The following is a 1,177-nucleotide window of genomic DNA, read 5'->3' as shown; positions in this document are numbered from 1 at the left end:
AAGATTTTAGCAACAACACCAGCACCAACTGTACGGCCACCTTCACGGATTGCGAAGCGTAGACCGTCGTCCATTGCGATTGGAGCGATTAGCTCAACCGTCATTTGAACGTTGTCACCAGGCATTACCATTTCAACACCTTCTGGAAGTGTGATATCGCCTGTTACGTCAGTTGTACGGAAGTAGAACTGTGGACGGTAACCTTTGAAGAAAGGTGTGTGACGGCCGCCTTCGTCTTTAGAAAGTACGTATACTTCAGACTCAAACTTAGTATGTGGGTTGATAGAACCTTTAGCAGCAAGTACTTGGCCACGTTCAACGTCATCACGCTTAGTACCACGTAGAAGTGCACCAACGTTCTCACCTGCACGACCTTCGTCAAGCAGTTTACGGAACATTTCAACACCAGTACATGTAGTTACTGTAGTTTCTTTGATACCAACGATTTCTACTTCGTCACCTACGCGTAGGATACCGCGCTCGATACGACCAGTTACAACAGTACCACGACCTTGAATTGAGAATACATCTTCAATAGGAAGTAGGAACGGAAGGTCTACAGCACGCTCTGGAAGAGGAATGTAAGAATCTAGAGCTTCTGCAAGCTCAACGATTTTATCTTCCCACTGTTTTTCGCCGTTTAGAGCGCCAAGAGCAGAACCTTGAATTACTGGAAGATCATCACCAGGGTATTCGTATTCAGAAAGAAGTTCACGAACTTCCATTTCTACTAGCTCAAGAAGCTCTTCATCATCAACCATGTCACATTTGTTCATGAATACGATGATGTAAGGAATACCAACTTGACGACCAAGTAGGATGTGCTCACGAGTTTGTGGCATAGGGCCATCTGTCGCAGCAACAACTAGGATACCGCCGTCCATTTGCGCAGCACCAGTGATCATGTTTTTAACATAATCCGCGTGTCCTGGGCAATCTACGTGTGCGTAGTGACGTTCTGGAGTATCGTACTCAACGTGAGAAGTTGCGATTGTGATACCGCGCTCACGCTCTTCTGGAGCGTTATCGATAGATGCGAAGTCTTTAGCTTCACCACCGTACACTTTAGAAAGTGTAGTACAGATAGCAGCAGTTAGAGTTGTTTTACCGTGGTCAACGTGGCCGATAGTACCAACGTTTACGTGCGGTTTCGTACGTTCAAATTTTTCTTTAGACA

General features: G+C 45.7%; 1 protein-coding gene. It reads right to left on the bottom strand.

Going from position 1 to position 1,177, the window contains the following annotated elements; translation table 11 throughout:
• The coding region (tuf, locus tag F0249_RS19950; protein WP_171757639.1) for an elongation factor Tu at positions 1 to 1,177 on the bottom strand (1,177 nt) is incomplete at both ends.

Origin of the sequence: Vibrio sp. 03-59-1 (assembly GCF_013114135.1) — a bacterium.
In the GTDB taxonomy this organism is placed as follows: domain Bacteria; phylum Pseudomonadota; class Gammaproteobacteria; order Enterobacterales; family Vibrionaceae; genus Vibrio; species Vibrio cortegadensis.
This window is presented reverse-complemented; position numbering and strand designations above follow the sequence as displayed.